Below are 20,538 nucleotides of genomic sequence, written 5' to 3'. Positions count from 1 at the left end.
GAGTCCCGGTGACGCAGAGCGGACAGGGTGACGAGCAGCAGCCCCCTGCTGTACGGCCCGCGCACGAAGGTGTCGTGCTGCCCGCAGGTGGCGGCGAGCCCTGGATACCGGGCGGACCGGCCGACCGGCCCGCTCCGGCGGGCGGGCAGCCATGGGGTCAGCCCTGGGGGCCGCAGGCGCCGCAGCAGGACGCGTCGCCGCAGGGCCAGTACGCGCAGTACGACCAGGGGCAGGCGTACGGGCAGCAGGGCCGGCCCCTGCCGGCCGAGCAGCCTCAGCCGTACGACCAGCCCCAGTCGTATGCGCAGCCCCAGCCGTACGACCAGCCCCAGTCGTATGCGCAGCCCCAGCCGTACGCCCAGCCCCAGCCGTACGCCCAGCCGCTGCCCCCGGAGGCCGTACCGGGCACGGGAACGGGCGCGGGTGCGGGCGCGGGCATGGGTGGCGACGCGGATGCCACGCAGTTCATCGCGCCGGTGCCGCCCGAGAGTGCCGCGGAGGCGACCCAGTTCATCGCCCACGCGCAGCCGCCCGCATCGGCCTCCGACGCCGACGCGACCCAGTACATTCCGCCGGTGCCCGGTGGTGCCCCGTACGGCATCAGGCCGGGTACGCCCGGTGAGCGGCAGCCCCCCGCCGAGTTCGACAATCTCTTCCGCGCCGAGGAGCCGACGGCCTCCACGCAGCAGATGCCCCGGTTCGACCCGGGACAGGCGTCGTACCAGGGCGCCGGTCAGCTGCACCAGCAGTCCGCCCCGGCCTACCAGCCGCAGTACGACGAGCCGCCGCAGGGCCGGGCCGGGCAGCGCAAGAAGCCGTCGCACGTCCCGCTGATCGCCGCCGTCGTCGTCGGCTGTGCCGTCGTCGGGCTCGGCGCAGGTGCGCTGATGAGTGGCGACGACAAGGGCGCGGACGACAAGCAGCCGGTGGCCGCGGCGAGCTCGCCCGCCGCCGCGAAGCCCTCCACGCAGGCGGCGGCCGACCCGGCGAAGCCGCAGGCCGAGGCACTCGACAAGCTGCTCGCGGACAGCAACAACAGCCGGGCGGCGGTCATCGGGGCCGTGGAGAAGACCAAGTCCTGCAGCAACCTGGACCAGGCGGTCACCGATCTGCAGGGCGCGGCCAAGCAGCGCCGCGACCTGGTGACGCGGCTGCAGGGGCTGACGGTCGACAAGCTGCCGAACAACGCGCAGCTGACCTCGGCGCTCACGAAGGCGTGGCAGGCGTCGGCCTCCGCCGACGACCACTACGCGGCGTGGGCCGCGCAGGCCAAGAACGGCAAGAAGGTCTGCAAGCACGGGCAGGCCCGCCCGACGTCCGAGAAGGCCCAGGCCGATCGGGCGAGCGGTGAGGCGAGCAAGGCGAAGGCGCAGGCGTCGGGGCTGTGGAACTCGATCGCGGCGAAGTACGGGTTGACGCGGCGGACGCCGACGGATCTCTGACGGCAGTGCGGGGGTGCTGCCCAGCACTGGGGCAGCACCCCCCCGTGGGCCCGCACCCTCGTGGGCCCACACCCCGCTCCTCGACCGCCGGAGGGGCTTGCGGGTGCTCAGCCCTTCGCGCTGGCCTCCGACAGCGTGTTCGTGACGTCCACGAACCCCTTCCTCTCGGCCACCAGCCGTCCCTTCCGCACCACTTGGAACGTCACCTTCCGGTTCACGATCCGTGGATAAGCCGACGAGCCCAGCATGTCCTCGTACCGCCACCGCAGCACCGGGGTGAGGCCACCGGTGTCGACCTCGGCGCCTCTGTTGAGAGCAGTCGTGATCTTGCCGCCGGTGATGTCCGGGGCGTCGATCGCCGTCACGATCTCCTTCAGTGCCGTGTACGCGATCCACGTCGTCTGGACACCCGTGTCGTCCGGGTCGATCCGGTTGTCGCCGAACGCGTGCTTCCGGATCACCGTGCGCATCTCGTCCCAGCGGGCATCCCCCGACTCGGGGTACCAGCCGGTGACGTACGCCCCCTCGAAGGGGCTGTTCCGCCCGCCGGTGCTGTTGATCAGCGGCTGGTCGACGCTGCCGAGGACCGACGAGATCCGTACGGGACCGTCCGGCGGTTCGAGACGGCGGAAGGAGTCGAAGAACGTCTCCGTGCGGTCCCCGAGCACCGTCGTCACGCACCCGTCGGACGGTCCCGCCCCTTCCAGCGCCTGCTCGGCCGCCTGGTCGTAGGACGTGGCCGCCTCCGCCGCCCGGACGTCGGTGGGCGCGGACCGCTTCTCCTCCTTCAGGCCGGTGCTGAAGAGCCATGCCTGGCTGTCGCCGCCCAGCGTGTCGGGGCGCACCAGGGAGACCCGCTCACAACTGCGGGCGAGCTGCTTGGCGTTGCCCGCCAGAAGCGCCGACTGGCCGCCGTTGACGGGGTACGAGTCGTAGCTGTTGAACTCCTCGGTGGAGGCCCCGTAGCCGCCGATGTACGGGATTCCGGCGGCCTCCAGAGGCCCCATGAAGGAGTGGCCCTCCGGACTGTACGAGCCGACGACCGCGACCACCTTCTCCGCGACCGCCCGCCGGGCGCAGTCCCCCGCGCCGTTCGCCGTGTCGTCCTCGTTGCAGGTGACGACGCGCAGCTTGTGCCCGTCGAGCCCGCCGTTGTTGTTCACCCAGCGGGCGTAGGCGCGGGCCATGGCCGTCATGCCCGCCATGTTCTCCGTATCCGGACCGCTGGAGCCGTCGGGGGCCCAGGTCATGACGGTGACGGGCTCCCTGGAGTCCCCCGAGGCCCCAGGGAGCGAACCGCAGCCGGTGATCAGCAATGCCCCGGCCGCCGCCGTACATGTGAGGAATGTGTAGGGGCGGGGGGAGGTGAGGCGTCGCCATCCGGTCATGGGCATGAACATTTCCGCGTCCGGGGTAACGCCGATGTGTGCCCCGTTCAACGCTCGGTGACATCGAGGTGAATTACAGGGGCCGGTGCGAGCCCGGAAGGAGGGAACGTACGATCGACAACCGTGCAGCAAGGTTCGGAGAACACTTCCCGTCGCGGCCGTCGCTCCTCCACCATGGGCGGCATGCCGCTCAATGACGTTCCTTGGTGGCGCTGGCGCAGCAACGTGCGCTCGGCGCTGCACATGCTCTCCGACCCCGTCTTCCACCACGAGTGCTGGCTGGCCGGCCGGGAGGGGTACGGCGATGTCACCGACGCCGTGTACCGCCTGGTCGAGGACACCTGGCTGGACAACTGGTCCGCCGAGAAGTACGTCGGGACGGTCTTCCGCGACTCCGGCGAGGCGGCCCTCGTCGACGTCGCCGTGCTGCGGGTGCTGCGCATCATGCACCAGGTCGGCGCCGACGCCCCCGTCTCCGCCTACCTGGAGCACCACGGCTGGCCGGAAGCCGTGCGGGCCGCCCGTGAGGCGCACGTGCTGCTCGCCGCGAACGACGGCGAGGACCCCGACACCCCGCCGCGCTCCCTGGACGTGCTCCGCATCATGACCAGGACCGCCTGAAACGGGGACGGTGTGGCACGCTACGGACATGACCGCGCCGCAGCCTGCTGAGACCACCCCCGAGCAGTACGTCCTCACCCTCTCGTGCCCGGACAAACAGGGCATCGTGCACGCCGTGTCGAGTTATCTCTTCATGACCGGCTGCAATATCGAGGACAGTCAGCAGTTCGGTGACCACGACACGGGTCTCTTCTTCATGCGGGTCCACTTCTCGGCGGACGCCCCGGTGACCGTGGAGAAGCTGCGGGCCAGTTTCGCCGCCGTCGGGGACTCGTTCCGGATGGACTGGCAGATCCACCGCTCCTCGGACCGGATGCGGGTCGTGCTGATGGTCAGCAAGTTCGGCCACTGCCTCAACGACCTGCTGTTCCGCTCCAGCATCGGCGCGCTGCCGGTCGACATCGCGGCCGTCGTCTCCAACCACACGGACTTCGCCGAGCTCACTGCCTCGTACGACGTGCCCTTCCGGCACATCCCGGTGACCAAGGAGACCAAGGCGGAGGCGGAGGCGCAGCTGCTGCAGCTGGTCCGCGAGGAGAACGTCGAGCTGGTCGTCCTCGCCCGCTACATGCAGGTCCTCTCCGACGACCTGTGCAAGCAGCTCAGCGGGCGGATCATCAACATCCACCACTCCTTCCTGCCGAGCTTCAAGGGCGCGAAGCCGTATCACCAGGCGCATGCCCGCGGTGTGAAGCTGATCGGTGCGACGGCGCACTACGTGACCGCCGACCTCGACGAGGGACCGATCATCGAGCAGGAGGTCGAGCGCGTCGGCCACGGCGTCACGCCGGACCAGCTGGTCGCGATCGGGCGCGATGTGGAGTGCCAGGCGCTGGCGCGCGCGGTGAAGTGGCACGCGGAGCGACGCATCCTGCTCAACGGGCGCCGCACGGTGATCTTCGCGTAGCGCGAAGGACCGACGTCCCCTGGGGTCCTTCGTCGGGATCGGACGGGATCAGGGCGCGTGCCTGCCCCTGCGAGCCCGGCATGATCCGAACGAGAGGCCCCGGTGCCGTGACGGGCGTCGCGAGCCGGTGAACCTCTCCGGTCGCAGCACCGGGGCGTGTGTCGGAAGTCCCGCCTGCCCGGCGACGCCCGGCACGCACGCTCGCTGCGTTGTCGGGGTCGTCCGAGTACGTCCGTCCGGTACGAGGACGACCCTCCGCCGTGCGATCGCACGCACCGGACGCCGCCGGGCCCACCCTTCGGGCGGACGGCGGGACTTCCGACACATGCCCTAGAGCCGGCTGAGCGACGCCGCCGCGAACAGCACGTCGCGGATCGCCTCGCGGTCGCCTTCCTGCCCGGCCGCCGCGTCGAGGGGCGACACATGGCCCGCGAGCAGCCGGCAGAACTCCGTGCCGTCCAGGGCCACCTGCGCGACCGCGTGGTCGGGCGAGCCGAGCGCGGCCGGGGAGTCCAGGGCGATGTACCAGTTGCCGCCGCCCGAGCCCTCGACCTCCAGATGGAGCGAACGGCCCGGCGAGCCGGCCGTCACCAGATGGCGGGCGGGCGCCGCGAGCCCGGCCCGGCGGCGTCCGGCGAGGGCGGCCGGCAGGAGCCGGGCCGCCAGATCGATCATCCGGTGGAGATGGGTGGCGGACGGGGCCTCGTACGGATAGTCCACCGCGTCCGCGATGTCACCGCCGTGCACCCAGCATTCGAAGGCCCGGTCCAGCAGGGCGTCCTGCAGCGGGAGGGCGAAGTCCCCGTACGAGACGGACAGCTCGGCGACCCCGCGGCCGGCGAACGACACCGTGCGGATGAGGGCGTGGCTCTGGTCGCGCCAGGGCTCGCGGACGGCCCGGGTGGGCGGTCGTCGGGCCGCCGACCAGTACGTCTCGGTGCGCGAGGTGGGGGAGAGGGGAAGCTCGGAGCCGGGTGCGGTATCTCTCCCGCGGCGTCCGCCGGCGGCCGGATCGTCCAGGCCGAGGGCGGTGCTGACCAGCCCGTCGACGGTCATGAGATGGCCGATCACCCCCGCGACCGTCGTCTTGCGGTTGACCTGTCGCTCGCCCTCGAACCATCTCAGCCGCACCGGCGCATGCCATTCCGACCTGCCGATGTCACGGAGGAGCGCGTCGAGGCGGGCCGTCTCCGCGTCGTACGGAACGGCCCAGCCCGGTACCGGGATCTTGGCCGGGCGACGGCTCAGACAGCTTTCGAGCACCCGGGAGCGCAGCAGCGGGTCGAGGTCCAGGCTGCGGTCGGTGTGCAGCAGACCGACCGCGTCGCGCAGCCGTAGCGCTTCGTCCGCGCAGGCGGCGCACTCGGGGAGATGCGCCTCGACCGCCTCGGTCTCCTCGGCGGAACAGGCGGCCAGCGCCCAGGCGCCGAGGAGGGCCTTGAGCACACGGTGGGGAAGCGCCGGGGCGGGCGCCGTCGGTACGGCGCCGAGGTCGAAGTCGTCCGCCGCCGCCCGCGGTCCCGGTACCCGCCGCGAGCCCCGCACCTCGTCGTCGCGCCCGTTCGCCTCGTCGCCGGTCACAGGGTCCGTCCGTATCCGGGCGGCGCGGACCCCTCCGGCGAGCGGGTGTTGGCGGTGGAGAGCAGCTGAAGCCCGAGCCGCAGCCGACGGCGGGCCTCGTCCTCGGTCACCCCGAGGTCGGTCGCGGTCTGCCGGTAGTCCCTGCGCTGGATGTACGCGAGTTCCAGTGCGGCCCGCAACGGTGCGGGCATGGAGGCGACGATGTAGTCGGCGCGGGCTGCGGCCGTGGCGCGCCGCACCCGCTCCTCCAGCTCCTGCCGTGCCGCGGTGTCCTCACCCCCGTCCCGCGCGCCCTCCTCGCTGCCGTCCTCGCCCCGCGCGGACGGGGACGGTTCCGCGGCACGCAGGCGCCGCACGGACCGGCGGTGGGTGAGCTGGACCACCCAGGACCGCATCGAACCCTGCTTGGGGTCGTACGCGTCGGGGTTCTCCCACACGTACCCGAAGACCTCGCGGGTCACCAGGTCGGCGGCCGACTCGTCGTCGAGCATCCGATGGGCCTGACTGTGGACGAGTGAGGCGAAACGGTCGTAGAGCTCGCCGAGGGCCGCCGCCTCGCCGCGTGCCAGCCGTTGCTGCATCCTGCGGTCCCAGCGGGGCGGTGCGTCTTTCGCCATAGGACCCCCAACCCTGTCCCCCTCGTCACATCGAATGTAGTCGGCGGCACTCACCCTGCAGGCGTCTTTGCGGCAAGTACGTCCCGGAGAACGCCCTGGACGGTAGGGAATGCGACGTCCCGAGATGCTGGAATCGGACCTGAAGTGATCATTTCTGCCTGAAACTCTTCTGTCTCTACTTCTTGTGTCTACTTCTGTGGGTCGGTGTTTCATCGGCGCGCTGCGGGGGCAGCCGCGAGGAGGAACGGATACTTCCGGATCGTCGGATTCCCCGGAACGAGAGGCCCAGTCGAGTGACTCTGAAAGTGGCCGAGGCCGAGCAGGGCGTATGGACCGTCCTCCACATACGTGGCGAACTGGACCTGGTGACGTCGCCAACGGTCCGCCAGTCCGTCCATGACGTGGTCGCCGTCGGACGTCACGACGTGGTGCTCGACCTCTCCGAGGTGCAGTTCTGCGATTCGAGCGGCGTCAGCGTGCTGATCGCGGCCCGTCGTCTGATGCGCTCCTGCGGCGGTCGACTGCGGCTGATCCTGCCGGCCCGCGGCGCGGAGGAGGGCTCCCACGTCAATCGCGTGCTCGCCGCCCTCGGCGTGCGCCGTCTGTTCGATGTCTACCCCGACTGGGATGCGGCCGTCGACGACGGAGCCCAGCCGATTTCGGCCTGAAACCAGCCGGCCACCCGGCGTTAAGACCAGGTTGTAACACCGGTGGCGCGCGTAAGTGACACGTGATGCCCGCAGGCGTCGTACGCTCCCCGCATGGACAGCGCAGAATATGAGCGCAAGATCGCCTTCCGCTTCGCCGCCTTCGACCAGGACGGCAACGGATACATCGATCGCGCGGATTTCAACGCCGCCGCGGCCCGTCTGCTCGCCGAATTCGGTACGACGGCCCGCTGCGACAAGGGGCAGGCGCTCTACACCGGGGCCGAGGCGTTCTGGCAGGGCATGGCGGGCATCGCCGATGTCGACGGGGACCAGCGCGTCACCCGTGAGGAGTTCGTGGGCGGGGCCGTGAAACGGCTGCGCGACAGCCCCGAGCGCTTCGCGGAGATCGCCCGCCCGTTCCTGCGCGCGGCGATCGCCGTGGCGGACAACGACGACGACGGCGCGGCCTCGGTGCCCGCCGTGGAGCGGGCGCTGAAGGTCCTGGGCGCGAGCGAGGAGTCGGCAGGACTGGCCGCGCGGAGCCTGGACACGGACCACGACGGCAGGATCGCCGAGGACGACGCGGTCGCCGCGTTCGCCGTCTATTTCACGGTGATCGAGCCGGACGCGTAACGACCTGGTGCACGAGAGGGACTGGATCAGGCCGTAGGCGCGCCGCCGACCGGGTGCGGCCTCCTCGCCGGGACCGCACCCCCCTCACAGGTCCGCGACCGCCTCGGCGAGGCGGGCGATGGGATCGCCGTCGACACGTTGCCCGGACCGCCCGGCGGGCCAGGTCGAGAACCCGTCGCCGGGCCAACGGGGCACGACGTGGACGTGCAGATGGGGGACGGACTGCTGCGAGCCCGGCCCGCTCGCGCTCAGGATGTTCACGCCCCCGGCGCCGAGCGCCGACCGCATCACCCCGGCCACCCGCTGTACCTGCGCCATCGTGTCCGCGAGCACATCCGCCGGGATGTCGAAGAGGTCCGTGTGGTGGGCGGTCGGGATGACGAGCGTATGCCCCGGAGCGAGGGCCTCCAGCGGGGCGAACGCGGAGACCACCGGACCGCGGAGGACCCACCGCGCCGAGTCCTCCCGTATCAGGGTGCAGAAAATGCAGTTCATGCGCCCGGACCCTGGCACGCGGTGAGAGACGGCGGCGACCCGTTTTCCGTCAGGAGAACTGCTCCCGCAGCCTGTACTTGAGCACCTTCCGCAACGTCTCGTTGCGTGGCAGCGCGTCCACCACCTCCAGCTGCTCCGGAAGCTTGTGCACCGCGAGCCCTTCCGTGCGCAGATACCCGGCCAGCTCCGCCAGCGTCAGCGCCCCCGCCCCGGCCGGCTGCTCGACGACCGCGCAGACGCGTTCCCCGCGCTCCTCGTCCGGCAGTCCGATCACGGCCGCGTCGGCCACCTCGGGGTGGCGGTGGAGCAGGTCCTCGATCTCCTTGGCGGAGATGTTCTCGCCCTTGCGGATGATGATGTCCTTGAGCCGCCCGGTGAGGACCAGATGGCCGCTCTCCAGGAGATGGCCGACGTCGCCGGTGACGAGGAAGCCGTCCGCGTCGAAGGCGTCCGGGGCCGCGTTCAGATAGCCCTGGCAGACGGCTTCCCCGCGGAGCCGCACCTCGCCGTCCGTCCCGTACGGCAGCGGCTTGCCGTCCTCGTCGGTGATCCGTATCTCCATGCCCTCGGGCGGACGCCCCTCCGTCTCGGCGAGGTGTTCCACCGTGTCGTCGGGGGCGCCCATGGTGATCATGGGGACCTCGGTCATGCCGTAGCCGTGGGTGAGCTGGATGCCCATCTCCCGTACGACCGCGTGGTAGATCTCCGGCGGTTTCGGCGCCCCGCCGCCCGCCAGCAGCCGCAGCGTGGGGACCACCTTGTGCGTCGGGTCCTTGCGTTGTTCGGTCAGGAACATGGAGTAGAACGCGGTCGAGCCGCCCGCGACCGTCACCCCGTGGCGCCGGTAGCCGTCCAGCGCCCCGGGCATCGCGAACTGCTCGAACAGGACCGCGGGGAATCCGTACAGCAGCAGCATCACGGTGTAGTCGGGCCCGGCGATGTGGGCGAACGGGAACGCCATCGAGCCGATGTCGTCGGCCGACAGATGCAGTGCGTGGGCCAGGCACGAGCCGCCCGCGATCAGGCTGCGGTCGGTGTGCAGGACTCCCTTGGGGTCGGAGGTGGTCCCCGACGTCCAGTAGATCCAGCGCACCGCCGTGCCGTCCGCGGGCGGGGGCGGGAGCACGGCGGGGTCGCCGTCCGGCAGCTCCTCGTACGCCTCGAGGACCTGCGGCGGTTCCTCGAGGTCCGCGGCGATCCGGTGCGCCATCGCGGTGTGGTCGAAGCCCCGCCAGGTGCCGGGCACGGCGAAGAAGGCTGCCTTCGACTCGCGCAGCGCGAACCCCACCTCGCGGTCCCGGTAGAACGGGATGACGGGCGACTGCACGGCTCCGAGCCGGGTGAGGGCGAAGGAGAGCAGCGCTGTCTCCAGGCGGGTCGGCAGCTGCCAGGCGACGACGCTGCCGGGGCGCACCCCCAGTCCGTACAGGCCGGCCGCGACCCGCTCGCAGCGGTCGCGCAGCTCGCCGAAGGTGAGGGTGCGGTCGTCCTGGATGAGGACGGGGCGGTCCGGGGTCAGCGCGGCGCGGCGCTCGATGAGTTCCCAGAAGGTGGCCGATGCGCCCAGGGCGTGTGCGGTCTCGTTCACTGCGTTCCCCGCTCCCTTATAACTGACGGGTAGTCAGATGATGCGCAGAGCGTAGAGCGCTGCGCCTTGTCGGTCCAGGGGTGCGGGGCTAGCCTGGGACCGAAGCAAATCTGACGGGGCATCAGATACGTGCCTTGTGCGCCGAAGGGGACATCATGACGGAACTGCCTCGGATCGTCAGCGTCGACGACCATGTGATCGAGCCGCCGCACCTCTTCTCGACCTGGCTGCCCGCCAAGTACCGCGACCGCGGCCCGCAGCCGCTCACCGCCGGGATCGGAGAGCTGGCGTACACGGGTGGCAAGTACGTCATCACCATGGATCCGGACGGGCCGCCGACCGACTGGTGGATCTACGAGGACCTGAAGTTCCCGTACAAGCGGAACATCGCCGCCGTCGGCTTCGACCGCGACGACATGACGCTGGAGGGCATCACCCGGGCCGAGATGCGGCGCGGCTGCTGGGACCCCGTCGAACGCCTCAAGGACATGGACCTCAACCATGTCGAGGCGTCGCTCTGTTTCCCCACCTTCCCGCGGTTCTGCGGCCAGACCTTCGCCGAGGCCGAGGACAAGGAGGTCGCGCTCGCCTGTGTCCGCGCCTACAACGACTGGATGGTGCAGGAGTGGTGCGGCGACAGCGGTGGCCGGCTGATCCCGCTCTGCATCATCCCGCTCTGGGACATCGACCTGGCGGTCGCCGAGATCAGGCGGAACGCCGCCCGCGGGGTGCGGGCCGTGACGTTCTCCGAGATCCCCACCCATCTCGGCCTGCCGTCGATCCACACCGGCTACTGGGATCCGTTCTTCGCCGTCTGCCAGGAGACCGGCACGGTCGTCAACATGCACATCGGGTCCAGCTCGCAGATGCCCGCCGCGTCGCCGGACGCCCCGCCCGCCGTCCAGGCCTCGCTCTCCTTCAACAACGCGATGGCCTCGATGATGGACTTCCTGTTCAGCGGAGTGCTGGTGAGGTTCCCGCAGCTGAAGCTGGCGTACAGCGAGGGCCAGATGGGCTGGATCCCGTACGCCCTGGAGCGCGCCGACGACGTGTGGGAGGAGCACCGGGCCTGGGGCGGGGTGCGCGATCTGATCCCCGAGCCGCCGTCGACGTACTACTACCGGCAGATGTTCTGCTGCTTCTTCCGTGACAAGCACGGGGTCGCGTCGCTCGACGTGGTCGGGCGGGACAACGCCACCTTCGAGACCGACTATCCGCACGTCGACTCGACCTTCCCGCACACGAAGGAGGTCGCGCTCGACCACGTCAAGGGACTGGACGACGAGACCGTCTACAAACTGATGCGCGGAAACGCGATCAGGATGCTGGACCTGGATCTCGACCGGGACCGGGGCCGGTAGTGGATCTCGCGGACACGGACGAGGAGCGGGAGTTCCGGGCGCGGCTGCGGGAGTGGCTCGCCGCTGTGCTGCCCGGGCTGCCCGCGAAGCCCGGTCCCGACGACTGGCCGGGACGGCGGGCCTACGACACCGCCTGGCAGCGCATGCTGTACGACGCCGGGTACGCGGGGCTGCACTGGCCCGTCGACGCGGGCGGGCGGGGGGCCACCCCCACCCAGCACCTGATCTTCCTGGAGGAGACGGAGCGGGCCGGGGCGCCGTACGTCGGCGCGAACTTCGTCGGGCTGCTGCACGCGGGTCCCACGATCGCGGCCGAGGGCACGGCCGGGCAGCGCGCCCGCTGGCTGCCGCCGGTGCTGCGCGGCGACGAGATCTGGTGCCAGGGGTTCAGCGAGCCGGATGCGGGCTCCGACCTGGCCTCGCTGCGGACCCGGGCGGTCCGGGACGGCGACCACTACGTCGTCACCGGCCAGAAGATCTGGACCTCGCACGCGGAGGTCGCCGACTGGTGCGAGCTGCTCGTGCGGACGGATCCGGCGGCGCCGAAGCACCGTGGGATCAGCTGGCTCGCGATGCGGATGGACGCCCCCGGCGTCACCGTCCGCCCGCTGCGCACGCTCGCCGGATCCACCGAGTTCGCCGAGATGTTCCTCGACGAGGTGCGGGTGCCGGTCTCCCACCGGGTCGGCGCCGAGAACGACGGCTGGCGGGTCACTATGGTCACCCTCTCCTTCGAACGCGGTACGGCGTTCGTCGGCGAAGTCGTCGCCTGCCGCCGCACCCTGAGCGCCCTGGCCGCCGAGGCGCGGCGCAGCGGCCGCTGGGACGACCCGGTGCTGCGCAGGACGCTCGGCAGGCTGAACGCGGAATTCCGGGCGCTGTGGCGGCTCACCCAGTGGAACGTCGGCGAGGCCCAGCGCAGCGGCGGCGTCCCCGGCACCGGCGGCTCGGTCTTCAAGCTGCGGTACTCGCAGGCCCGCCAGGAGCTGTACGACGCGGCCGCGGAGGTGCTCGGCGCCGACGGGGCCGATCTGGACCGGGAGTGGGTCCTGGACCGGCTGACCTCGCTCTCGTACACGATCGCCGCGGGCACCTCGCAGATCCAGCAGAACATCGTCGCCGAGCGGATCCTCGGCCTGCCGAAGGGGCGCTGAGCGGACTGTGGACTTCCAGCTTTCGGACGACCAGCGGGCCCTGCGGGCAGGGATACGGGAGCTGCTGACCGGCCGCTTCGGCAGGGACCGGATGCGGGCCGCGCTCGACGCGGGCGTGGCTGTCGACCGGGCGATGTGGGGGGAGCTGGGCGCGGCCGGGTTCTTCGCGCTGCGGCTGCCCGAGGCGGACGGCGGCGTGGGGCTCGGGCTGCCCGAGTCCGTGCTCCTGTTCGAGGAGGCGGGGCGGGTGTTGCTGCCCGGACCGCTGGCGGCCACGCATCTCGCCGCGGGCGCGGTGGGGGCGGTGAAGGGGGCTGCGGACGGCGGGGCGGTGGTCGCGGTGCTGGAAGAGGGGCGGCCGGTGGCCCATCTGGAAGCCGCGGACGCGCTGATCGCCCTGGGCCCTGTCCGGCCGGGAGGGGAGGCGCGGGTCCTGGAGGGGGACGCCTTGCGGGAGCTCGTACGGACGGCGCGTCCCGTACGGTCACTCGACCCGCTCACGCCGCTGCACCGTGTGACGGCGGGCGTCGGGGACGGGGCCCCGCTGCCCGGTGCGACGCCGCTGCGGCTCGAAGGCGCACTGCTGGCCGCCGCCGAACAGCTCGGCAGCGCCGCCCGGACCACCGAGATGGCCGTCCAACACGCCCGTGAGCGTGAGCAGTTCGGATCGCCGATCGGCGCCTTCCAGGCGGTCAAGCACCTGTGTGCCCAGATGCTGGTGCGCGCCGAGGTGGCCCGCGCGGCGGTGTACGCGGCAGCGGTGACCGCGGACCCGGCCGAGATCGCGGGCGCCAAGCTGCTCGCCGACGAGGCGGCCGTCCGCAACGCACGGGACTGCCTCCAGGTGCACGGCGGCATGGGCTTCACCTGGGAGGCGGACGTACATCTGCACCTCAAGCGGGCGTGGCTGCGGGCCGGGGAATGGCTGAGGACGGCAGAGGCCGAGGAGGCCCTTGCGGCAGATCTGTGCCGCGTGCACGCATGTGACGCGGGAGACCCCTGAGGCTCACGCTGCGGAGTTACCCAGTGCAGTCGGTAAGCGCCGATATCGGCTTGTGTCCTTTGCGTGATTCGTCACGGGCCGCAGTTGCCGTCCGCTCGGGTACGCTCCGTGGGATGCGAGTGGTTCTGGAACCGGGCGATCCGGGTGTTGCCCGTGCGGCGACTCCGGTCCGGACGCGGTGCCCGGCTCGCGTTCCACGCAGAGGCGCCGGACCTGCCCGGGGAGCGTTCCCCGCGGCTTCGGCGCGCTGCTGTTCGACTCCCCGCGACGCGCGTCGCACAGTATGCACCACGCGTACTCCTTCGCGCTGGAATATGCCCGAAGCGCTTGTTGCGGTGACTGTATGTCAACCATGCTGCCTCGTAAGGGAATCACGTTCCGTGACCCTGAGGAGGCGCGAGGCGATGTGTCCGCCGGTTCGGATGGTGTGAGCGGTGCAGGTGCTTCAGGTTCAGCTGGAGGTCGGTCCGGATCCCGCGGAGGTCGGGCGGGCCCGTAGGTGGGCGCGGTCGAGACTGGTCGGGTCCGGGATAAGAGACGACGAGCCGCTGGCCGAGACGCTCATCCTGCTGATCTCGGAGCTGGTCACCAACGCGGTCGTCCACACCGGCTGTCCGGCCGTGCTGCGCATGCTGTTCGGCGCGACGGGAGCGGCCGGGGCGGCCGGGACCGTACGGGTCGAGGTGGCCGACACCAGCTGCCGCCCGCCGCAGCAGCGACACGCGCAGGGTGAGGACACCGGCGGTCGCGGCCTGGAGCTGGTCGACGGCCTCGCCGACCGCTGGGGCTGGCAGCCGGAGGGCGCCGGAAAGCGGATCTGGTGCGAGGTGGACCGGGGCGCGCCGATCGTGCAGATGCAGGCCGGCACGCACGGTCCGGGCGTGCCGGGCATCGGCGCCCAGAGCACGGGACCGTACGAACCGTCGCGCGCCGTCACGCATCGCGCGTAGCAGCCGGAACGTCCTGGAACGTTCCTGGCGGTGGCCGGTCAGAGAAGGGCGACCGGGGCGACCGGCGTGCCGGTGGCGCCGACGAACGGTTCCGGCATCGCGGAGAGCAGGAACCCGTAGCGCCTCTCCTCCGCACAGGCTGTGGACAACGTCTCCAGGTTCCAGTTCTGGCCCTGCAGCATGCCCATCTCGACCAGATCGAGCGCGTGCACTCCCAGCCACAGGTCCTCGATCTCCGCGGGGAAGATCTCGAAGGTCAGCGTGTCGTTGGCGACCGCGGCGACATCGCGGGCATGGAACCACTCGGGCGTCCGGATCGACAGGCCGGGTGACGGATAGGCGTACGCGTGCTTGTCGCCGGCCAGATACACCTGGACCTGCCCGGTGCGTACGAGCACGATGTCCCCGGCCCGGACCCGGATCCCGGCGAACTCCTCCGCCGCGTCGAGGTCTTCCGGGGTGACGGCGTGGTCGCCGGGCAGCCGGTCGACACCGTGCGCGCGTGCCACGTCCAGCAGGACGCCGCGCGAGACGAGGTGCAAGGGCTTGTCGATCCCGCTGAACTCGGCGCCGCCGTGCGCGGTGACAGTGGTCGCGGGACGGCCGTTGTAGATCTTCCCCGAGTGCGAGGCGTGCGTGAGCGCGTCCCAGTGGGTGGCCGCCTGCAGGCCGAGTGTCACGACGTCGTCGCTGGTCGCGACCGTACCCGGGCCGAAGAGCTCCTGGTTGATCTGGACCATGGCGTGCAGCGGGTTGACCCGTCCCGGAATCAGTCCGCCCTGCACACCGTCCTGCTGGAGCGGGAGCGCGAGAGGGATCCGCTGCCCCGTGCGGACGGTGGCCGCCGCGTCCCGCACCACCGCGTCGGTGATCAGGTTGAGCGTCCCGATCTCGTCGTCCGCGCCCCAGCGCCCCCAGTTGTTCACGCGCTTCGCCATCTCGTGGAACTCGGCGGGCAGGGTCATGAGGGCCTCCTCGAATCGGTGGGGCGCCGGGTCTTGTGCTGACGGAGCCGACTGCCCATAAAATCTAACGGTCCGTCAGAAACCGCGGGAAGGGGCCGGGCATGGGGAACTTCTTGGCAGGCAAGGTGGTGGCCGTGACCGGTGCCGGCCGTGGCATCGGACGGGCCGTCGCGATGGCCGCGGCGGCGGAGGGGGCCAGGGTCGTCGTCAACGACTACGGCGTCTCCGTCGGGGGCGGTGAGCCGACCAGTGCGATAGCCGAGGCCGTCGTCAAGGAGATCGAGGCGGCGGGCGGCGAGGCGGTCGCGGTCGCCGACGACATCTCCACGATGGAGGGCGGCCGGCGCGTCGTGGACACGGCGCTGGCACGGTTCGGGCGGATCGACGGGGTCGTCTGCGTGGCCGGGATCCTCCGCGAACGGATGCTGTTCAACATGTCCGAGGAGGAGTGGGACCCGGTTGTCGCCACCCACCTCAAGGGCACCTTCACCGTCTTCCGCGCGGCCTCGGCGGTGATGCGGAAGCAGGAGGGGGGCGGCACACTGATCGGCTTCACCAGCGGCAACCACCAGGGCAGCGTCGCCCAGGCGAACTACAGCGCCGCGAAGGGCGGCATCATCTCCCTGGTCCGCAGCGCGGCGCTCGGCCTGCACAAGTACGGCGTCACGGCGAACGCGGTCGCCCCGGTGGCCCGGACCCGGATGTCCGCGAACGTCCCGATGGAACTCAAGGAGATCGGCGAGCCGGAGGACGTTGCCGCACTCGTCGTCTACCTGCTCAGCGAGCGGGCCCGCGAGGAGAAGATCACCGGCCAGGTGTACACGATCGCGGGCCCCAAGATCGCCGTCTGGGCCCAGCCGAGGGAGTTGCGGGCCGGGTACGCGGAGGGGGCGTGGACCCCGGAGAGAATCGCCGACTTCCTGCCGGGGACGGTGGGGGTGGACCCGATGCCGATGCTGGCGCAACTGGAGGCGATGGCGGCCGCCGCGGCGGCGAAGGCGAGGCCCAACGCGTGACCTCCCACCGGGGCTCCGCCCCGGACCCCGCTCCTCGATCGCGGGAGCGGCCGGACTTCCGTCCCCGGGCCGAGGAGCACGCCCGACGCGGGCGCCCCCGGCGTCGCCAAGCCGCTTCGGGGCGGCCGGCACCGGCGTCTCGGTGAGCTCGCCGTGGGCATCGGGGGCGCCGCCGGAGCCGGGTCCGGACGACTGGTCGCCCACCACCCCGTACGAACTCGACGAAGCGCAGCGCCTGTTCCTGTTCACCCGGTCCGACACCACCTACGGCGGCTCGGACGAGATCCAGCGGAACATCATCGCCGAGCGGGTGCTCGGCCTACCGAGGGAGCCGAGATGAGAGGCGTCGTCTTCGACGGCAAGCAGACCGAGGTCGTCGACGACCTGGAGATACGCGACCCGGGCCCGGGCGAGGTGCTGGTCGCGGTGACCGCCGCGGGCCTGTGCCACAGCGATCTGTCGGTCGTCGACGGAACCATTCCGTTCCCGCTGCCGGTGGTCCTCGGGCACGAGGGCGCGGGGGTGGTGGAGGCGGTCGGCGCGGGTGTCGTCCATGTCGTGCCCGGCGATCACGTCGCGCTCTCCACCCTGGCCAGCTGTGGCGCGTGCGCCCAGTGCGACCGGGGCCGGCCGACGATGTGCCGCAAGGCGATCGGGATGCCGGGGCAGCCGTTCTCCCGGGGCGGCAAGCCGCTGTACCAGTTCGCGTCCAACTCCGCGTTCGCCGAACGGACGCTGGTCAAGGCCGTGCAGGCGGTGAGGATTCCGGCGGACATCCCGCCGGCCTCCGCGGCCCTGATGGGCTGCGGCGTGGTGACGGGCGTCGGAGCCGTACTCAACCGGGCGAAGGTCGACCGCGGCGACACGGTCGTCGTGATCGGCACCGGTGGTATCGGGCTCAATGTGATCCAGGGCGCCCGGATCGCGGGCGCGCTGACGATCGTCGCGGTGGACACCAACCCGGCGAAGGAGGCGGTGGCGCGGCAGTTCGGCGCGACGCACTTCCTGACGTCGACGGAGGGCGTACGCGAGATCCTGCCCACCGGCGCCGACCACGCCTTCGAGTGCGTGGGCCGTACGGAACTGATCCGGCAGGCGATCGACCTGCTGGACCGGCGCGGCCAGGCGATCCTGCTGGGCGTCCCGGCGGCGACGGCGGAGGCGTCGTTCCTGGTCTCGTCGATGTACCTGGACAAGTCGATCCTCGGCTGCCGGTACGGTTCCTCGCGCCCGCAGCGCGACATCGCGCTCTACGCGGAGCTGTACCGGACCGGCCGCCTCATGCTCGACGAACTGGTCACGGAGACCTACCCGGTGGAGGACTTCGCGAAGGCGGCGGACGACGCGCACCACGGAAGGGTGGCGCGCGGGGTGCTGGTCTTCTAGTGCTGCGACCGGAAAGGTTTACCGGCCCCCGGCCGTCGCCCGGAACGTCCGCCGGTACGCCGTCGGCGACACCCCCAGCGCCGCCTGGATGTGCTGCCGCAGTGATGTCGCCGTGCCGAACCCCGCCGCGCGCGCCACCTGGTCGATCGACAGGTCCGTGGACTCCAGCAGCCCCCGCGCCCGCTCCACCCGCTGCTGGGTCAGCCACTGCCCGGGGCTGATCCCGACCTCCTCACGGAACCGGCGTGTGAACGTCCGTACGCTCATCGACTCCTGCTGCGCCATGTCGCGCAGCAGGATCGGCCGGTCCAGCCGGCCGAGCGCCCAGGCCCGCGCACCGGTCGTGGTCGCGGACTGTGCCTCGGGGACGGGGCGCCGGATGTACTGCGCCTGCCCGCCGTCGCGATGCGGTGGCACGACCGTGCGGCGGGCGACGTCGTTGGCGACGGCCGTGCCGTGGTCGCGGCGCACGATGTGCAGACACAGGTCGATGCCGGCGGCGACCCCGGCGGATGTGAGGACGTCCCCGTCGTCGATGAACAGGACGTCCGGGTCGACCTGGACCTGCGGGAACAGCCGCTGGAAGTGGTCGGCGGAGGACCAGTGCGTGGTGGCGGGGCGCCCGTCGAGGAACCCGGCGGCGGCGAGGACGTAACTGCCGGTGCAGATCGAGACGAGCCGGGTGCCCGGCCTGATGTACGCGAACGCCGCGGCGAGCTCGTCCGACAGCCTGCCCTCTTCGTAGACGGGGCCGAGTTCGTACGAGGCGGGGATGACGACCGTGTCGGCGGTGGCCAGTGCTTCGGGGCCGTGCTCGACCGTGATCGTGAAGTCCGCGTCGGTGGAGACCGGTCCCGGTGGGCGGACGGAACAGGTAACGACTTCGTAGAGTTTCCGGCCCTTGTCGTGCGGCTCGGAACCGAATGCCAGGCCGAAGATCCTTTGGGGGATGCCGAGTTCGAACGGGAGCAGCCCGTCGAGGGCGAGGACGACGACTCTGTGCTTCACAACAGGGCTCCCTTCACCTCTAGTGGTATAGACCATAAACTGATACATGTCACCGACGTGAAGGAAAAGTCAGCAGACCACGAGCGCATTCCCGGCACGGCCCGCGCGAACGCACCCTCGCAGTTGTCCCCCTTGGAATCGTCGGCCCCGCTGCCTCCCCTGGACGCGCGCCGGGACGGCGAACGACCGGGAAGCGAGCTCTGGAACCGTAACTTCCGGCTCTTCTTCATCGCCCGGACCGTCGCACTCTTCGGCGACGGCATGATCCCGGTGGCGCTCACCGCGGGCCTGCTGGGAGCCGGTCGCCCCCACGCATCCGTCGGCTTCGCGCTGGCCGCCTGGATGGGCCCGCTGGCGCTCTTCGTGCTCTTCGGCGGCGTGCTGGCGGATCGTTTCACCCCGCGTCGAATGATGATCATCGCCGATGTGCTGCGACTGGTCGGGGCGTCGGTGCTCGCCGTCTCCTTCGCGACCGGCAACCCGCCGCTGTGGGCGGTGTACGCACTGAGCGCGGTGGCCGGCGTCGGTGCCGCGCTCTTCCAGCCCGGCGTCGCGTCGACCGTGCCCCGGGTGTCGCTGGACGTGCAGCGCGGCAACGCGGTGCTCCGGGTCTCCGAGGCGCTGATGACGATGGCGGGCCCGGCCTTCGCGGGACTTCTGGTCGGACTGGCGAGCGCCGGAGCGGTGTACGCGGCGAACGCGGCGACGTTCGCGGTCTCCGGCGTCTGTCTCTTCCTGCTGCGGCTCGCCCCGATGCCGTCCGACGCGACGCAGCGCGGCACGTTCGTCGCCGAACTGGTCGACGGGTGGCGGGAGTTCAAGGCCCGCAGCTGGCTGTGGGGGGTGATCGCGATCTGGACCGTGTACGGATTCACGGTGGTCGGCCCGATGCTCCCGCTGACCGCGGTCGAGGTCACCGAGGCGCACGGCTCGGGGACGTACGGCGTGATGATGGCGGTGAACGGCGCGGGCAGCGTGGTCGGCGGACTGCTGGCCCTGCGGCTGAGGCCGCGCCGTCCGCTCGCGGCGGGCGCGATCGCGCTGACCGGGGTGTGCGTGAACCTGGTGGTGCTGGGGCTCGGGCTTCCGGTGTCCGCGCTGGGGGTCGGTCAGTTCGTGGCGGGTGGGGTGTTCGCGTTCTGGCTGGTGATGTGGTCGACGACGGTCCAGACACACGTCCCGCCGGAGGCCCTGAACCGGCTGCACGCGTACGACGTGGCGGGCTCCCTGCTGATGCTGGCCGCGGGCCGGGCACTGGCGGGACCGGTCGCGGACGCGGTGGGCGCTCCCGAGGTGCTGCTGGCCGGAGCGGTGATCAACGCACTGGTGGTGGGTGTGCTGCTGGTGGCCCGCCCGATCCGCCGCCTGGAGCGGATCGGGTGAGCCGGGCGACCGCGCCCCGACCGTCAGCGCTTCTGCCGGTCCCGCTCCTCGGACTTCTGCATCTCGATGACCTGGAAGACGTGCGCACTGGTCTGCCTGCGCACACTGCCACCGACGAGCAATGCGGAACCGAGGACGGACAGCGGCCCGGCGATCGTCAGGACGGTGAGCTGCTTGGGCAGCTCCGACACCACGGTGCACTGCATCGTGACGCGGTAGCAGTACGCGTCCGCCTGATCCACCAGCAGGAACGCCAGCCAGATCCACAGTCCGACGGCTATGAGAAGCAGCCCGGCTCCCCACGCCTGCATCAGTGCGGAACGGTGATGGAACTGCTGGCGCGCGACCCATTGCATGAGATCCCCCGGTTCGATCGGTTCGTCCGTCTCA

General features: G+C 71.3%; 20 protein-coding genes and 1 pseudogene. 13 read left to right on the top strand and 8 right to left on the bottom strand.

Annotated features, from left to right (window positions below; all coding sequences use genetic code 11):
• Positions 1 to 8: 8 nt before the first annotated feature.
• On the top strand, positions 9 to 1,442 hold the full coding sequence (locus ACFU6I_RS00890) for a hypothetical protein (protein WP_384359977.1): 1,434 nt from the start codon (positions 9 to 11) through the stop codon (positions 1,440 to 1,442).
• A gap of 107 nt (positions 1,443 to 1,549) precedes the next feature.
• On the opposite strand, the gene ACFU6I_RS00885 is transcribed toward ACFU6I_RS00890, so the two are convergent.
• Positions 1,550 to 2,830, bottom strand: coding sequence for an ABC transporter substrate-binding protein (locus ACFU6I_RS00885; protein WP_384359975.1), 1,281 nt, complete (start codon positions 2,828 to 2,830; stop codon positions 1,550 to 1,552).
• Positions 2,831 to 3,004: 174 nt separating this feature from the next.
• On the opposite strand from ACFU6I_RS00885, the gene ACFU6I_RS00880 reads away from it, so the two are divergent.
• Both ACFU6I_RS00880 and purU read left to right on the top strand, forming a co-directional pair.
• The gene (locus ACFU6I_RS00880; RefSeq protein WP_384360215.1) at positions 3,005 to 3,451 is read left to right on the top strand and encodes a hypothetical protein; all 447 of its coding nucleotides are present in this window, start codon (positions 3,005 to 3,007) and stop codon (positions 3,449 to 3,451) included.
• A gap of 28 nt (positions 3,452 to 3,479) precedes the next feature.
• Positions 3,480 to 4,358 carry a formyltetrahydrofolate deformylase gene (gene purU, locus ACFU6I_RS00875; protein ID WP_384359973.1) on the top strand — a complete coding sequence of 293 codons (879 nt, stop codon included), beginning with the start codon at positions 3,480 to 3,482 and terminating at the stop codon, positions 4,356 to 4,358.
• 330 nt (positions 4,359 to 4,688) lie between these two features.
• Here the strand turns inward: purU and ACFU6I_RS00870 are convergent, their stop codons facing one another.
• Together ACFU6I_RS00870 and ACFU6I_RS00865 are read right to left on the bottom strand one after the other, a co-directional pair.
• Positions 4,689 to 5,939, bottom strand: a complete 1,251-nt coding sequence (locus tag ACFU6I_RS00870) for a maleylpyruvate isomerase N-terminal domain-containing protein (RefSeq protein ID WP_384359971.1) — start codon at positions 5,937 to 5,939, stop codon at positions 4,689 to 4,691.
• Positions 5,936 to 6,556, bottom strand: a complete 621-nt coding sequence (locus ACFU6I_RS00865) for an RNA polymerase sigma factor (protein ID WP_384359969.1) — start codon at positions 6,554 to 6,556, stop codon at positions 5,936 to 5,938. The genes ACFU6I_RS00870 and ACFU6I_RS00865 overlap by 4 nt, the downstream gene beginning before the upstream one ends.
• 293 nt (positions 6,557 to 6,849) lie before the next feature.
• Between ACFU6I_RS00865 and ACFU6I_RS00860 the strand changes: the two genes are divergently transcribed.
• Both ACFU6I_RS00860 and ACFU6I_RS00855 read left to right on the top strand, forming a co-directional pair.
• Positions 6,850 to 7,224 (top strand): STAS domain-containing protein, encoded by a 375-nt coding sequence (locus ACFU6I_RS00860; protein ID WP_384359967.1) that lies wholly within the window; start codon positions 6,850 to 6,852, stop codon positions 7,222 to 7,224.
• A gap of 93 nt (positions 7,225 to 7,317) precedes the next feature.
• On the top strand, positions 7,318 to 7,839 hold the full coding sequence (locus ACFU6I_RS00855; protein ID WP_327244950.1) for an EF-hand domain-containing protein: 522 nt from the start codon (positions 7,318 to 7,320) through the stop codon (positions 7,837 to 7,839).
• An 84-nt stretch (positions 7,840 to 7,923) separates the two neighbouring features.
• Here the strand turns inward: ACFU6I_RS00855 and ACFU6I_RS00850 are convergent, their stop codons facing one another.
• Positions 7,924 to 8,334 carry an HIT family protein gene (locus ACFU6I_RS00850; RefSeq protein WP_384359965.1) on the bottom strand — a complete coding sequence of 137 codons (411 nt, stop codon included), beginning with the start codon at positions 8,332 to 8,334 and terminating at the stop codon, positions 7,924 to 7,926.
• Positions 8,335 to 8,383: 49 nt separating this feature from the next.
• Positions 8,384 to 9,922, bottom strand: a complete 1,539-nt coding sequence (locus ACFU6I_RS00845; protein ID WP_384359963.1) for an AMP-binding protein — start codon at positions 9,920 to 9,922, stop codon at positions 8,384 to 8,386.
• A gap of 155 nt (positions 9,923 to 10,077) precedes the next feature.
• Here ACFU6I_RS00845 and ACFU6I_RS00840 point away from each other — a divergent pair, with 155 nt between their 5' ends.
• The 4 genes from ACFU6I_RS00840 to ACFU6I_RS00825 all read left to right on the top strand — a co-directional run bounded on the left by ACFU6I_RS00840 (position 10,078) and on the right by ACFU6I_RS00825 (position 14,390).
• Complete coding sequence (locus ACFU6I_RS00840; protein ID WP_384359961.1) at positions 10,078 to 11,283, top strand: amidohydrolase family protein; 1,206 nt, start codon at positions 10,078 to 10,080, stop codon at positions 11,281 to 11,283.
• A complete protein-coding gene (locus ACFU6I_RS00835; protein ID WP_384041477.1) occupies positions 11,283 to 12,437 on the top strand; it encodes an acyl-CoA dehydrogenase in 1,155 nt (384 codons plus the stop codon). Before ACFU6I_RS00840 ends, ACFU6I_RS00835 begins: the two co-directional genes overlap by 1 nt.
• A gap of 7 nt (positions 12,438 to 12,444) precedes the next feature.
• Positions 12,445 to 13,440: an acyl-CoA dehydrogenase family protein gene (locus ACFU6I_RS00830; protein ID WP_384359959.1), complete on the top strand. Its 996-nt coding sequence runs from the start codon at positions 12,445 to 12,447 to the stop codon at positions 13,438 to 13,440.
• Between the two features lie 434 nt (positions 13,441 to 13,874).
• A complete protein-coding gene (locus ACFU6I_RS00825; protein WP_384359957.1) occupies positions 13,875 to 14,390 on the top strand; it encodes an ATP-binding protein in 516 nt (171 codons plus the stop codon).
• Between the two features lie 38 nt (positions 14,391 to 14,428).
• Here ACFU6I_RS00825 and ACFU6I_RS00820 read toward each other — a convergent pair whose 3' ends face one another.
• Positions 14,429 to 15,355 (bottom strand): cyclase family protein, encoded by a 927-nt coding sequence (locus tag ACFU6I_RS00820; RefSeq protein ID WP_384359955.1) that lies wholly within the window; start codon positions 15,353 to 15,355, stop codon positions 14,429 to 14,431.
• 101 nt (positions 15,356 to 15,456) lie between these two features.
• Between ACFU6I_RS00820 and ACFU6I_RS00815 the strand changes: the two genes are divergently transcribed.
• The 3 genes and pseudogenes from ACFU6I_RS00815 to ACFU6I_RS00805 all read left to right on the top strand — a co-directional run bounded on the left by ACFU6I_RS00815 (position 15,457) and on the right by ACFU6I_RS00805 (position 17,757).
• Complete coding sequence (locus ACFU6I_RS00815; protein WP_384359953.1) at positions 15,457 to 16,371, top strand: SDR family oxidoreductase; 915 nt, start codon at positions 15,457 to 15,459, stop codon at positions 16,369 to 16,371.
• Positions 16,372 to 16,455: 84 nt separating this feature from the next.
• Positions 16,456 to 16,711, top strand: a pseudogene (locus tag ACFU6I_RS00810) (acyl-CoA dehydrogenase family protein); the annotation flags it as partial.
• Positions 16,708 to 17,757, top strand: coding sequence for a Zn-dependent alcohol dehydrogenase (locus ACFU6I_RS00805; protein ID WP_384359951.1), 1,050 nt, complete (start codon positions 16,708 to 16,710; stop codon positions 17,755 to 17,757). The pseudogene ACFU6I_RS00810 and the gene ACFU6I_RS00805, both read left to right, overlap by 4 nt.
• Positions 17,758 to 17,775: 18 nt before the next feature.
• Here the strand turns inward: ACFU6I_RS00805 and ACFU6I_RS00800 are convergent, their stop codons facing one another.
• Positions 17,776 to 18,765: a GlxA family transcriptional regulator gene (locus ACFU6I_RS00800; RefSeq protein ID WP_384359949.1), complete on the bottom strand. Its 990-nt coding sequence runs from the start codon at positions 18,763 to 18,765 to the stop codon at positions 17,776 to 17,778.
• 150 nt (positions 18,766 to 18,915) lie between these two features.
• Between ACFU6I_RS00800 and ACFU6I_RS00795 the strand changes: the two genes are divergently transcribed.
• Complete coding sequence (locus ACFU6I_RS00795) at positions 18,916 to 20,148, top strand: MFS transporter (protein WP_384360213.1); 1,233 nt, start codon at positions 18,916 to 18,918, stop codon at positions 20,146 to 20,148.
• Positions 20,149 to 20,171: 23 nt separating this feature from the next.
• On the opposite strand, the gene ACFU6I_RS00790 is transcribed toward ACFU6I_RS00795, so the two are convergent.
• Positions 20,172 to 20,504: a hypothetical protein gene (locus ACFU6I_RS00790; RefSeq protein ID WP_384359947.1), complete on the bottom strand. Its 333-nt coding sequence runs from the start codon at positions 20,502 to 20,504 to the stop codon at positions 20,172 to 20,174.
• Positions 20,505 to 20,538: the final 34 nt, after the last annotated feature.

Source organism: Streptomyces sp. NPDC057486, from assembly GCF_042802415.1.
GTDB classification, from domain to species: Bacteria; Actinomycetota; Actinomycetes; order Streptomycetales; family Streptomycetaceae; genus Streptomyces; species Streptomyces yanii.
The sequence above is the reverse complement of the archived record's forward strand: the minus strand, read 5'-3'. Positions and strand labels throughout refer to the sequence as shown.